General features: G+C 40.8%; 10 protein-coding genes. All 10 read right to left on the bottom strand.

All coding sequences use genetic code 11. The annotated features are described in order from the left end of the window. Positions 1-33: 33 nt before the first annotated feature. Positions 34-1,455: a glutamate synthase subunit beta gene (locus RFW85_RS08910; RefSeq protein ID WP_002117101.1), complete on the bottom strand. Its 1,422-nt coding sequence runs from the start codon at positions 1,453-1,455 to the stop codon at positions 34-36. Positions 1,456-1,524: 69 nt separating this feature from the next. Next, positions 1,525-6,000 (bottom strand): glutamate synthase large subunit, encoded by a 4,476-nt coding sequence (gene gltB / locus RFW85_RS08905; RefSeq protein WP_309171431.1) that lies wholly within the window; start codon positions 5,998-6,000, stop codon positions 1,525-1,527. Between the two features lie 461 nt (positions 6,001-6,461). Further along, positions 6,462-7,343, bottom strand: a complete 882-nt coding sequence (locus RFW85_RS08900; RefSeq protein WP_309171430.1) for a hypothetical protein — start codon at positions 7,341-7,343, stop codon at positions 6,462-6,464. A 16-nt stretch (positions 7,344-7,359) separates the two neighbouring features. Continuing rightward, a complete protein-coding gene (aroB, locus tag RFW85_RS08895; protein WP_309171429.1) occupies positions 7,360-8,442 on the bottom strand; it encodes a 3-dehydroquinate synthase in 1,083 nt (360 codons plus the stop codon). Between the two features lie 28 nt (positions 8,443-8,470). Continuing rightward, the gene (aroK, locus tag RFW85_RS08890; protein WP_086264798.1) at positions 8,471-9,040 is read right to left on the bottom strand and encodes a shikimate kinase AroK; all 570 of its coding nucleotides are present in this window, start codon (positions 9,038-9,040) and stop codon (positions 8,471-8,473) included. Positions 9,041-9,051: 11 nt separating this feature from the next. Further along, positions 9,052-11,166, bottom strand: a complete 2,115-nt coding sequence (pilQ, locus tag RFW85_RS08885) for a type IV pilus secretin PilQ (RefSeq protein WP_309171428.1) — start codon at positions 11,164-11,166, stop codon at positions 9,052-9,054. Between the two features lie 62 nt (positions 11,167-11,228). Then, on the bottom strand, positions 11,229-11,756 hold the full coding sequence (locus RFW85_RS08880; RefSeq protein WP_086264796.1) for a pilus assembly protein PilP: 528 nt from the start codon (positions 11,754-11,756) through the stop codon (positions 11,229-11,231). Between the two features lie 10 nt (positions 11,757-11,766). Beyond that, on the bottom strand, positions 11,767-12,519 hold the full coding sequence (locus RFW85_RS08875; RefSeq protein WP_170249199.1) for a type 4a pilus biogenesis protein PilO: 753 nt from the start codon (positions 12,517-12,519) through the stop codon (positions 11,767-11,769). Then, positions 12,516-13,157, bottom strand: a complete 642-nt coding sequence (locus RFW85_RS08870; RefSeq protein ID WP_309171427.1) for a PilN domain-containing protein — start codon at positions 13,155-13,157, stop codon at positions 12,516-12,518. Before RFW85_RS08870 ends, RFW85_RS08875 begins: the two co-directional genes overlap by 4 nt. After that, the gene (locus RFW85_RS08865) at positions 13,157-14,215 is read right to left on the bottom strand and encodes a pilus assembly protein PilM (protein ID WP_309171426.1); all 1,059 of its coding nucleotides are present in this window, start codon (positions 14,213-14,215) and stop codon (positions 13,157-13,159) included. The genes RFW85_RS08870 and RFW85_RS08865 overlap by 1 nt, the downstream gene beginning before the upstream one ends. Positions 14,216-14,240: the final 25 nt, after the last annotated feature.

The raw sequence follows: 14,240 nt of genomic DNA, 5'->3' as shown, positions 1-14,240 counted from the left end.
AGGCTTTTTTCAGTTATTTAACAAATTAATTTATTAAACACCAAGGTAGTCTAAAATCCCTTCAGCAGCTTGACGACCTTCCCAAATCGCAGTCACAACAAGGTCTGAGCCACGCACCATATCACCACCAGCAAAGATTTTCGGGTTTGATGTTTGGAATTTGAATTCTTGCTTTTCAGCTGCGACAACACGGCCTGAACCATCAAGATTGATATTCACATTACCAAACCAGTCTGCTGGGCTTGGGCGAAAACCGAAAGCAAGTAAAACTGCATCAGCTGGTAATACTTCTTCAGAACCCGGAATTGGCTCAGGGCTACGACGGCCACGACTATCTGGTTCACCCATTTGTGTCGTTACCACTTTTACGCCTGTCACTTTGCCATTTTCACCAACAATTTCGACTGGTTGACGATTGAATAGGAATTTAACACCCTCTTCGTAGGCATTTTTTACTTCTCGCGCAGAGCCTGGCATGTTGCTTTCATCACGGCGGTATGCACAAGTTACATCGTGAGCACCTTGGCGTAAAGAAGTACGGTTACAGTCCATAGCGGTATCACCACCACCTAGAACAATCACCTTTTTCCCATCTAAGCTGATGTATTCACTTGGATCTTTCTCCCAACCTTGGCAACGGTTCACGTTAGAGATTAAGAAATCAAGTGCATCATAAACACCATCAAGATCTTCACCTGGGAAACCACCTTTCATGTAGGTATAAGTACCCATACCCATGAATACCGCATCATATTCTGCAAGTAATTCATCAATCGTGATGTCTTTACCAATTTCAGTATTTAAACGGAATTCGATGCCCATACCTGTGAAGATTTCACGGCGGCGTTTCATTACATCCTTTTCCATTTTAAATTCTGGAATACCGAATGTAAGTAAGCCACCAATTTCAGGACGCTTATCAAATACAACTGGTTTAACACCACCGCGAGCTAGAATATCCGCACAGCCTAAACCTGCTGGACCGGCACCAATAATTGCAACTTTTTTGTCAGTCCATTTTACACCTGACATATCTGGACGCCAGCCTAAAGCAAAGGCTGTGTCGTTGATATATTTTTCAGCATTACCAATGGTTACTGCACCAAAACCATCATTTAAGGTACAAGCACCTTCACACAAACGGTCTTGTGGGCATACGCGACCACATACCTCAGGTAATGTGTTGGTTTGATGACAAAGCTCAGCAGCTTGGAAAATTTGGCCTTCAGCGATCAGTTTTAACCAGTTTGGAATGTAGTTATGTACAGGACATTTCCACTCACAATACGGGTTACCACAGCCTAAACAACGGTGAGTCTGATTAGTGACAGTTTCCGATGTAAAAGGTTTATAAATTTCCACAAATTCTGCTTTGCGGACAGTAATATCTTTTTTCTCTGGATCTTGGCGTGGTACATCCAGAAATTGAAAGTCATTATTTAGGCGTTCTGCCATGTCTCTCTCCGTGGGTAGGCGCGGATTTCCTTGTTGCCCGCACCTGCCTATGTCTTTGCAGTCGTGGAATTATTGTGGGTCAGCTTGTGTTGTTTTCAAAAGCGTTTGCAAATTAGCAGCTTTTGGTTTCACAAGCCAGAATTTACGGCTGTAGAAATCGAACTCATTGCGGATTTTATAAGCCCAAGCACTACCAGTTTCTTTGATATGCTCATCGATAATACGCAACAAGAACTCTTTATGATCTTCCATAGATTCTGTTGAAATACGATTTAAATCAATCAATTCATGGTTGTAGTAATCTACGAAGTCATTATCGAGGTCAAGTACATAAGCAAAACCACCAGTCATGCCCGCACCAAAGTTATGGCCTACTTTACCAAGTACAGTCACAACACCACCTGTCATATATTCACAGCAGTGATCACCCGCACCTTCAATTACAGCAAATGCGCCAGAGTTACGAACTGCAAAACGCTCACCCGCTGTACCTGCTGCAAAAAGCTTACCGCCAGTTGCACCATACAAACAGGTATTACCAATAATTGCTGTGTTCTGTGTTTGGAAAGGTGAACCTTGTGGTGGGAAAATCGAAATACGACCACCCGCCATACCTTTACCTACATAGTCGTTTGCATCACCTTCAAGACGGATGTGTAAACCACCAGCATTCCAAACACCAAGCGACTGACCAGCTGTACCAGTTAAGTTCATTACAACTGGATGAGCTTCCATACCCAAGTTGCCGTAGCGACGAGCAATTTCACCCGAAACACGAGCACCGATTGAGCGGTCACAGTTCACGACGTTGAAGTTGAACTGACCACCAGCGCTTGACTCAATTGCAGGAAGCATTTCAGCGACCATTCTCTCAGCCAATACCCCTTTATCGAATGGTGCATTACCTTCTACTTGACAGTATTGTGCTTTACCTTCAGCAGAAGGATGAGAAGTTAACAGAGCACTTAAATCAAGGTGAGCATGTTTTTCAGTTTCACCTGGTAATACTTCAAGCAAATCAACACGACCAATTAAGTCTTTCAATGAAGAAACACCTAATGCAGCCAACCATTCACGAGTTTCTTCCGCGATAAAGTGGAAGAAGTTGATGAGCATTTCTGGCTCGCCAATGTAGTGTTCTTGACGCAAATGATCTTGTTGAGTTGCAACACCGGTTGCACAGTTATTTAAGTGACAAATACGGAGGTATTTACAACCTAAAGCGATCATTGGTGTTGAACCAAAGCCGAAACTTTCAGCACCTAAAATTGCTGCCTTGATCACGTCAAGACCAGTTTTTAAACCACCATCAGTTTGTACACGTACTTTTCCACGCAAGTCATTTACACGAAGTGCTTGGTGCGCCTCACTCAAACCCAATTCCCACGGAGAACCCGCGTGGTGAATTGAAGAAAGTGGAGATGCAGCCGTACCGCCGTCATAACCTGAAATGGTAATGAAGTCTGCATAAGCTTTTGCAACACCTGCAGCAATTGTTCCCACACCCGGCTCAGATACCAATTTCACCGATACCATGGCTTTCGGGTTAACTTGTTTCAAGTCAAAAATTAACTGAGACAAATCTTCAATTGAGTAAATGTCGTGATGTGGAGGAGGTGAAATTAGCGTTACACCCGGTACTGAGTAACGTAAACGTGCGATTAAACCATTTACTTTACCACCTGGTAACTGACCACCCTCACCCGGTTTTGCACCCTGAGCAACTTTAATTTGCAAGACTTCAGCAGAAGTTAGGTATGCAGGAGTTACACCAAAACGACCAGATGCGATCTGTTTGATTTTCGAGTTACGAATTGTTCCGTAACGAACAGGATCTTCACCGCCTTCACCAGAGTTAGAACGACCACCGATCGTGTTCATCGCGATTGCGATTGCTTCATGTGCTTCTGGAGACAGAGCACCTAAAGACATCCCTGCCGAGTCAAAGCGAGGCAAGATATCTTCAACTGATTCAACTTGTTCAACTGGAATTGAGTTCGTTGTTTTTAACTTAAATAAGTCACGAATAGTCGCCACTGGACGATTATTCACCAACTCAGCATATTCTTTAAAGTCTTCGTACTTACCAGAGCGAACGGCTTTGTGTAATGCGTTAATCACATCTGGGTTAAATGCATGGTACTCTTTATCAAATACGAATTTGAGCAAACCACCCTGATCAATTGGCTTACGATTTGACCAAGCTGTCGCTGCTAATTTTTTCTGGTCTTTTTCAAGATCAGCAAATGTTGCGCCCTGAATACGACTTGGAACACCTAAGAAACACTGATCTACCACTTCTGATGATAAACCTACTGCTTCAAATAACTGACCGCCACGATAAGAAGCAACTGTAGAGATACCCATTTTTGAAAGAACTTTTAGCAAGCCTTTCTCAATACCTTTACGGAAGTTTGCTTGCGCATGAATTGGGTCACCTAAAAGCTCACCTTTAGCGATCAAGTCATTGATCACGTCATATGCAAGATATGGGTAAACTGCGGTTGCACCAAAACCAAGTAATACCGCAAATTGATGCGGATCACGTGCAAAACCAGTTTCAACCATGATGTTTGCATCAGTACGTAGGCCAGTTTTGATGAGGTAATGATGTACCGCACCTGTTGCAAGTGCTGCGTTTGCTGGCAGTAAACCTTGACGGATATTTTTGTCTGTTAAAACAATTAAAGTTTTGCCATCACGAACCGCTTGCGCCGCTTCTTCACAGATACGCGTGATCGCAGCTTGCAAACCTTCTTCTTCGGCATAGTTTAAATTGATATCTACTGCTTCATAACCCGGACGCTCAATGCTACGGATTTGCTGCATTTTTGAATTTGACAAAACTGGGCTAGAGATGATGATACGGTCAGCATGCTCAGGGCCTTGCTCAAATACATTCTGCTCACGACCCAAACAGGTTTCAAGCGACATTACAATTGACTCACGTAGCGGGTCAATTGGCGGGTTTGTCACTTGAGCAAACTGTTGACGGAAGTAATCTGTTACGTGGCGTACTTGACGAGACAATACAGCCATTGGCGTATCATCACCCATAGAACCTACAGCTTCTTGTCCACTTTCAGCAATAGGACGCAGCAATTGATCGCGCTCTTCAAATGTCACCATAAACATTTTTTGAGCCGCTTTTAAAGCATCGCCAGTTAAACCTTTATCGACTAATTGCTCTTCAAGTGCTGGGTTTGCATTTAAACGAATCGCATGATCACGTAACCACTCACGGTACGGACGCATGTTTTTCAAATGTGTACTAACATCTTTAGTATCAAGTACTTTGCCTGTTAATGTATCAACTACCAAAATTTGGCCAGGGCCTACACGACCTTTAGAAACTACATCTTCAGGCTCATAACCCCAAACACCGATTTCAGATGCCAAGGTAATGTAATCATTTTTGGTAATTACCCAACGCGCAGGACGCAAACCATTACGATCAAGCATACAGATCGCATGACGGCCATCTTGAATAACAAGACCAGCTGGGCCATCCCAAGCTTCCATATGTTTAGAGTTGAACTCATAGAATGCGCGTAAGTCTGCATCTAAAGTTTCTACGTTTTGCCAAGCTGGTGGTACGAGCATACGTAAGGCACGGAATAAATCCATACCACCACCGACTAAGATCTCAAGCATATTATCCAAGCTTGAAGAATCCGAACCTGTACGGTTAACGATTGGGTTAAGCTCAGTAAGACCTGGTAATAATGGGTTTTCAAATTTAGGAGTACGCGCCAACGCCCAGTTACGGTTTGCTGTAATTGTGTTGATTTCACCATTATGCGCAAGGTAACGGAACGGCTGAGCCAACGGCCAACGCGGCAATGTATTAGTAGAGAAGCGTTGGTGGAATACCACGATATGTGATTTTAAACGCTCATCTGCTAAGTCTGTATAGAACTCAGCAATTGCAGCTGGCATCATCAAGCCTTTATAGCTGATTACTGTCGAACAAAGCGTAGTCACATAGAATGACGGATCATTTTGTAATTGTTGTTCTGCACGACGACGTGCCAAGAATAATTTACGGTTAAATTCGACTTCAGTCACACCCATTGGACAGTTCACAATGACCTGTTCAAAAGCTGGTAAAGATTGAAGCGCAATTTCACCTAGTGCATCGTTATTTGTAGGGACAACACGCCAAGCCAGTACACGTAAGCCATCTGACTCGATTTCTTTCGTTAAAATATTTTTAGAATGTTGCGCTAATGCCGGATCAGTATTTAAAAATACAGTACCCACAGCAAAAATTTCACTCAGTGTAATATCACTCAGTTTTTTTGCTTCATCACGGAAAAATTGCTTTGGCATCGCCAATAATAAGCCGCAACCATCTCCCGTCTTGCCATCTGCGGCAATACCACCACGGTGCGTCATGCAACTTAAACTGTGAATCGCGGTTTCAACTAGATGATGACTTGATTCACCCTTCATATGGGCGATCAGTCCAAAACCACAGTTATCCTTAAACTCATCAGGTTGATATAAACCTTGAGCGGGAGCTACAGTATTAGGCGATGGCATGTGCATAGCGTACCCTTCTTTCAATAAGGCTCTTTCGAGCGTCAAACAAACAACTTCTTTTTGCGATAGTGCCTACGGACGACAGTTAGCTCAATGTTTCACAAAAAAAATTTTGGGGCTGATAAGCCAATATACGCTGTTCCATTTTTACGTACACTGGTTTTTGCTAGAAAAATGTTTTGACTTATTTCGCACTCTTTTAAAGCAGTTCGACCCCTCGACTCTGCATAGAATTTACTCTTTAGAGCGCTAAAATAGTTTACAGCACATTAATAAGCACAAGAATAAAGCAAAAACCATGCCAATGTTATTTTTTACATCTAAGTATTTATAATTATTGAAGATAGATAGGTTTTATTCGCGTTATCATTTTAATAAATGACTAAATATGCACCACAGACGATCAAAAAATATATATAACCATTATTGTTGCACCATATTTGTGCAACATATCCTTATAACTAATTGCCTCGCGTGCCCTCATTTGTTGCATTTTTTGCTGTAGGTTCTGTTGTACGATTCTGTTGAGCCTTTTTAGGAACATCAACTGCCGAATTAGACTGATGTACATCCACAACATTTCCCTCAGCATCTCGGCGAATAATTGTTGTTCGAGTTGTAGAGTTTGTTGCGGGAGCAGCCACCTTAGGTTGTGTATTCGCAGCTCCACTTACGCCAGTCCCTATGAGTAAAGACTCATCAATTTCAGGCAAGGCAGCTGGACGTAAACGCACTTCATAAGTTTGACTCATTCCACCTTTCATTTCATCCGCACCTAAATCATTGACTAATGGTGCATAAGTTGAAAATTGTTGTGGTTGTGGTTTGATTGACGCAGGTAAATCAAGATTCAGTTGAGTTAATTGCTGAATTGCATCTTCAGAACGTTTAAATACGCCATACGTCAAAACATATTGTTCAGATTGCTTATCTCCACTTAAGCGGAAGTAGATAAATTTATTTCGCTCTGGACGATTTTTTAAAAAGTTTTTAATAATATCTTCATCAGACGCACGAAAAAGCTCAAGCGTCCATTGTTTCTTGTTTTCATTAATAAACTTTGTACCGCGGAACTCTGCCTCATGCTGACCAGACGCAACAGTACGGGTTGTTAAATCAAGAGGCCTCACTTCATCAGCTAGTGCCCCTAAATTTGCAGTTGTTGCTACCTTCTCTGGCTGGATTTGTACTGGGGCATCCGAATCAGCTGCTTTTTCAACTTCGACAAGCTTTTTACTATCAGTCATTACCCAGAAAATAAAAGCCAGAAACAAGCAGACAATACCACCCACCAACCAGATATATTGTTGAACATTCTGCCAAAGTGTACGTGATACAGTCATGTGTTACCTTAATTTATTATCCGTGTTGATTCGCCAAAATAGCTTGTTTCATGAGTTCAACATCAAAGTCCTTAGTAATTACTGCTTGACCAAGTTGTTTTAACAACACCAAACGTAATTGACCATTGAGAACTTTTTTATCATGTGCCATATATCCAAGGAATTCATCCAATGGAATTTTTGGACATGATATCGGCAAATTAGCGCGTTGAATAATTTTTTTTGTACGCTCTACATCATCGCTTGAAATCCAACCTAAACGTTGTGATAAATCAGCTGCCATCACCATGCCTGTCGCTACTGCTTCACCGTGCAACCAAGTACCATAGCCAAGATAAGATTCAATGGCATGACCGAAAGTATGACCCAAGTTGAGTAAAGCTCGTTCGCCTTGCTCTTTTTCATCGTTAGCAACAATACGCGCTTTATGAGCACATGAACGGTAAACAGCTTCCGCTAAAAGGCCAGCATCTCGCCCAATTAAACCATCCATATTCTGTTCTAACCAAACGAGAAAATCAGCGTCACCCAGCAAAGCATATTTAATAACTTCTGATAATCCAGCAGATAACTCTCGATCAGGTAAAGTATTGAGTTGAGCCATATCAGCCAAAACAACTTGAGGTTGCTGAAATGCGCCCAGCATATTTTTACCGAGTGGATGATTAATACCAGTTTTACCACCTACACTTGAATCTACTTGTGAAAGGAGCGTAGTTGGAACCTGAACAAAATAAACACCGCGCTGGAAACATGCCGATGCAAAGCCAGCCATATCACCAATAACACCACCGCCTAAAGCTAAAACCGTACAATCACGATTAAAACCAGCTTCAAGTAAAGCATCAAAAATCAAATTTAGATGTTGAATATCTTTATATTTCTCACCATCCGGCAAAATACAAGTCGCTACAGTTTTACCTAAACTTTTTAAAGCATCTTGATAATGAGATAAATATAAAGGTGCGACCGTTTCATTACTCACGATCATGATCTGTTGACCATGGAGATAAGGCTCAAGCAACTGTTTAGGATCAAGTTGACTGCCAATAAAAATAGGATAACGGCGTTCGCCTAATTCAACATGTAAAGTTTGCATGAGTTTATAAAACCACAAGTAAGTTTGGCTATTTTAGCGGGTTGGACAAAATAAGTTGCAAAATCTTTTGAGCAAGATCACGAGCAGCACCCTGATTGGTTTCAATCGTGTAATGAGCAACTTCACGATATAAAGGGTCACGTATTTTTAACAAATCTCGTAATTTTTGTTCAGGGTTTTCAACTTGTAATAAAGGTCTGTTTTTATCGCGGTAGGTCCGCTGTAATTGTAATTCTACAGGAGTGTAAAGATAAACAACGATACCACGTTGCTTTAGAAATTCGCGATTAGGTGCTTGAGTAATCGCACCTCCCCCTGTCGCCAACACCAAAGCCTTACGGGAAGTCAACTCATTTAACACTACAGTTTCACGAGTACGAAAACCTAACTCCCCTTCTTTCTCAAAAATCCAAGGAATAGTGGCGCCTGTTTTGCGTTCAATTTCATGATCACTATCTAAAAAATCACGCCCTAATATTTCGGCTAAATGACGTCCAACGGTTGTTTTTCCTGCCCCCATGGGCCCTACCAAATAAATATTTGGCAGGGTTTCAAACGCTTTGCTTGGCAAGGCGCCACCTATTTCAATTGCTTTCATTGAAAAATATATTAATGATTTCTCACCAAAGTGTCATTAACAATTCGTGGCGTAACGAAAATCAATAACTCTTGCTTATCATCAGATTTCACATCTTTTCTAAATAAACGTCCAACTACAGGCAGATCTCCAAAGAAAGGAACTTTGGTTTGTGAGTTAGTTGTAGTCTGCTCAAATACTCCACCTAAAATGACTGTTTCTCCATTATTCACCAGTACATTAGTATTGATATTATTTTTATTTAGAATCAACTCGCCATTTGGTGCCTCACCTGCCACGGAATCCTTAGAAATATCCAATTTCATTTGGATTTTACCATCTGGCGTAATACTTGGAGTAACATCTAGACTTAATAGTGCATCTTTGAATGATGTACTTGCTGTCGCTCCTGCAGCAGAATTAGTCGTGGTTTGATAAGGAACCTGCTGACCTGTCGCTACTCTCGCAGTTTGTTTATCTGTAGTCATGACTTTTGGTGTTGAGATAACTTCACCATAACCATCCGCCTGCAATGCCGATAACTCTAAATCCAACATAAAATCAGACATACTGATCAAACTAAAAGCTATACTACTAGCTCCAGCCGATGTAACACCCAAATCAACGTTTAAATTATCTGGCCGCTCAATCGTGTATTTCCCGTCGTCATCCGGCTCTCTTAAATTCCAAAGCGTTGTATCACTACCACCTACCAGTAAACTGTTATTACTGTTTACCCCTTGAGATAATATTCCCCATTTCACGCCAAGCTCTTTAGTAAAAGAAGTAGATGCTCTTACAATGCGCGCCTCAACCATAACCTGTTTAACTTGCACATCCAGCAAATCAATCATTTTACGAACTTTATCAATGTTCTGGGCTGTATCATTTACAATCAAAGTATTAGTACGCGTATCAGCAACAGCACTGCCTCGTGAGCTCAATAAACTTTCTAAAGCAAGAGAGTCTGAATTTGCGGTACGGTTTGCGACAGCTGTCTTACCATCACGAGTATCTTCAATTAGCTTAAGCACATCTGCTGCTTTTGCATAATTTAAGCGAATATAATCTGTTTGAATTGGTGCTAATTTAATACTTTGTGCTAACGCTTTTGCCTCATCATCTTCTGCTTTGATTAGCTCCGCAACTGGCGCAATCCAAATTACATTCCCATTTCTGCGTTTATCTAGATTTTTGGTTTTTAAAATAATATCAAGTGCCTGATCCCAAGGTACATCTTTTAGACGCAAAGTGATATTACCTTGTACACTATCAGCCGCAACCATATTAATGCCGGTAAAATCAGCCAGTAACTGCAGGACCCTACGAACTTCAATATCTTGAAAATCAAGAGAGAGCTTATTACCTGAATAATTAGCTTGCTTAGATGAAGCACTTACATTTTTATCCTGAGGACGCTTTAGGCTAATAGTTAATTTATTTTCTGCCTGATAAGCCATATATTCATAGCTACCAGTAGATTGAATGATAATAACACCATTGCCTTTATCATTATAAGATTCAATGGTCGAAACAGGCGTTGCAAAATCATTTACATTTAAGCGCTTAGCTAAATGTGTGGGAATTTTAGAACCTAATGTTTTTACTACAACTTTGCTACCTTGTTGTTGCACATCAACAGGAGTATTACTTCCCAACAGGTCTATAACGATGAGGCCTTCCCCTTGACTACCACGTTGGAAACCAATATTTGAAACACCTTGGGATTGCATCGTACTTGTTGATACAGGTTTAACTATGGCTTGTGTAGAATTAATCTTTAAAATAAAAGTGTTACCTTCAATACGAGTTGTAAAAGCACCAGCCTCTTTCAAATTTACTGTTAAGCGTGAACGCTGATCATCAGAGCTTACATCGACCGAACTCGCCTCATTTGTACCAATCGCTACTTTTGACTGTGTTAGATTCTGCTGCGCTTTATTAAAATCCAAAATCAAACGTGAAGGATTCTCAAGCTGATATGCCTGTGGTTGCGGCGGCAAACCATTAAACATAACCCGAATTTCTGTACCCTGTCCCGCTATTTGTGTCGGTACAATATTAGTCATGCTGACCTGTGCAGATGCAACCTGCATAACTGCAATTGCTACAGCCCCCATCGAAAACTGACGGAATACGTGATTCATTGTCTAACCATCCCCAATAAATAATCTTTAAAAATAATTTTTTCTTTGTTATTCCCTAAATTCTAGGGTGCAGGTCCAATTAACACTAAGGTTCTTGGTCTCTCCACATAACCTTCTCGCCCATCAGGAACAATTTCTACCAGATCAATCTGAGTCGGCCCAATATGGGTAATACGACCTTGATTCATCCCAATATAGTTCCCTACCTGCACTCGCTCAATTTGGTGATCAGGCGTTTGGATCAGAGCCATGACTTGTCCACGACTATTACGCATGCTTCCTTTCATATTTAAAGATTCTAATGCATAACTTTCGAGCGGTTGAGGTGCACGTGAGAAATTCGGATATACTCGTTTCCCTGCCATAATTTTTAGCTCAGCAGCAAGTGAGCTTGGTAAAAATGGGCTCTTTAACTGATGGGCTGCATAATTAAACTGTGGCACAGGAGTAAAAACAGGTGCTGGTTCTATGGCTTGTGGTGGTTGATTACGTATATCGGCCATTTGTTGATTTACAGCGTCGATTCTCGACTCACATCCAGCTAAAGCCAAGCATGCCAAAATAGAAAGAGAAAATTTTTTAAGTTTCATCGTAATTCTCCTATTTCAGCTGTGTGTTAGCAGTAGAAGAATCAGGGGCTACCGAAGAAGCCGAAGCATTTTTTTCCTGATGCTCAGGATTTTCTACAGCACCCATATAGCGATAAGTTTTTGCTTTGATAGAATAATTAAGCACAGGAATATCTGATTTACCATCCTTAACAGGAGCAGCTTCAACAACAAAATCATGCATCGTCACAATACGTGGCAACGCCGCAATACTGCTAACAAAAGCCCCGAAAGCGTGATAATCCCCAGTTGCTTCGATAGTAATAGGCTGTTCAATAAAAATTTCCTGCTTCACTTCACCTTCTAAGCGGATATTTTTAAACTTTAGACCAGAATTCACTCCCGTTAAGTTAATATCTTCAACTAAGCTTGGAATTTCGGTTTCTTTTGGCAATTGTTCTAACTGCTGATTGAAGTTGGCTTGCATCTCTTGAAGTTGAAGCTGGTATTGTTGCAAGTTGCGTAATTTTGAGTCTTTTTCTCGAAACTCATTTAATAAATTACTTTCTTGTGCTTGAGCATTATCAATTGCTTGTAGCTTTGGTTGAATAGCAACAAAATACCCCAAAGCCAATACAGCAAAGAAAATAAAAATCCAACACGTAATTTTCACAGATAATGGCCAGCTGCCATAACTGTTCATATCGAGCGTGTTAAATTGCTGAAGAAATTTTTCTAAGGTGATCTTTTTTTTCTTAGATGGAGCTTGTTCTAAAGACAGTTCATGAAGTTCATCAGGACTCATTTTGCTACCTCCTTATCCGTACCTACAGACGTATTAGCGGTATCATCTGTTGTAGTCACCCCCATTTCCCCTACATCAACAGTAACAACAAAACTGCCATAGCTATCTTCAACTCTAGGAAGCAAAGAACTTACAGCCTTATCTTTTTTCTCTTCGGTCGCCAAGAATGAATTCATAAAAGCGTTGCGATACCATGATGATGCCTCGAGATTACGTAATAACTCTGCAACAGTATTTGGACTTTCCGCTTTACCTTCAATGGTGAATTTATCTCCAGTTCGACTAAATTTAGTCAAATACATGGCTGCAGGAGTCACACGAACCAATTCATCCACTAAACGTACAACAACTGGACGCTGGCTTTGCAATCCTTGAATGAGCTTCATACGCTCAATAATTGCGTCACGCTGTTCTTGCAAGCCATTTAAGGTTTTAAGTTGTTGATCTAGATTCTGGTTTGTACTGATGATGAGCTGATTTGCTTGTTCTTGATCATTTAATTTTTGATTCAAATAAAACCACCCTGAAAATACAGTGGTTATCCCAAAAACAACGACCCCAAGACATAAAATAATAAATTGTTTTTTACGCTGCTCCCTAAGCCCATCTCGCCAAGGGAGTAAATTAATTGTTGCCATTAATCAAAACTCCTTAAAGCCAAGCCACATGCCACCATTAATGAAGAAGCATCATTTTCAATTTTTTGAATGTCGACTTGAGGAGAGAAACCCATTTGTAAAAACGGGTTGGCAATAGTGACTCGGTAACCGAGTTTTTGCTGCAACAATTTAGCAAGCCCTGGAATGTTGGCATTACCACCCGCTAGCAAAATATGGTCAATTTCATTGAATTGGGATGAAGAGAAGAAAAATTGTAGAGATCTAGCCGCTTGCTGAACTACAGCATCTAAAAATGGTTCTAAGATTTCGATGTCATAATCATCTGGCAAAGAACGTTCTTTTTTAGCGCGTCCCGCTTCTTCTAATGACAAACCATAACGGCTTTGAATTTCCAAAGTAAGCTGTTTACCGCCAAAGACTTGTTCACGGGTATAAATGATTTTGCCATTTTGCATAACCGATAATGTGGTCATGGTATGGCCAATATCTAAAATACCAATGGTATTTGCACCCATGGGTAAGCTATCAGCAAACACACTAAAAGCTCGCTCAACAGCATAACTTTCAACATCAGCAAGCTTAGGCGTTAAATCAACCAGTTCCAGTACTTCTACGCGTGTTTCAACATTTTCTGTTCGTGTTGCGACTAAAAGTACATTCACACGATTTGGATTCGGCAGTCGATCTGGTAAAACCTCAAAATCAAGGCTCACCTCATCTAAAGGGAACGGTATATATTGCTCCGCATCTAATCGAATCTGAACTTCACGCTCATCATCGTTCATATCTGCATCCATTTCGATGGTTTTATGAATAACCGTCGATGTTGGAACAGCAATTGCAGCGTTAGAGGTGTGGGGATTTGCTAAATTCATCGCCCGTTCTAAAGCTTCTGCAACTGCTTCTGGATTCAAGATATTTTTTTCAACTACACTGTTCTCAGGTAAAGGCGTCAAAGCATAGCTTTCTACCCAATATTTACCGTTCTTAACAGAGAGCTCTAACAACTTAACAGAAGTCGAACTAATATCGACGCCCATTAACCCCTTATTCGGTTTACGATATAACCTGAGCACACTATTGTCCTATTATTTTTTTATC

Origin of the sequence: Acinetobacter sp. 12966 (assembly GCF_031196995.1) — a bacterium.
GTDB classification, from domain to species: domain Bacteria; phylum Pseudomonadota; class Gammaproteobacteria; order Pseudomonadales; family Moraxellaceae; genus Acinetobacter; species Acinetobacter geminorum.
Note: the sequence above shows the minus strand (reverse complement) of the source record. Positions and strands in the feature narration are given on the sequence as shown.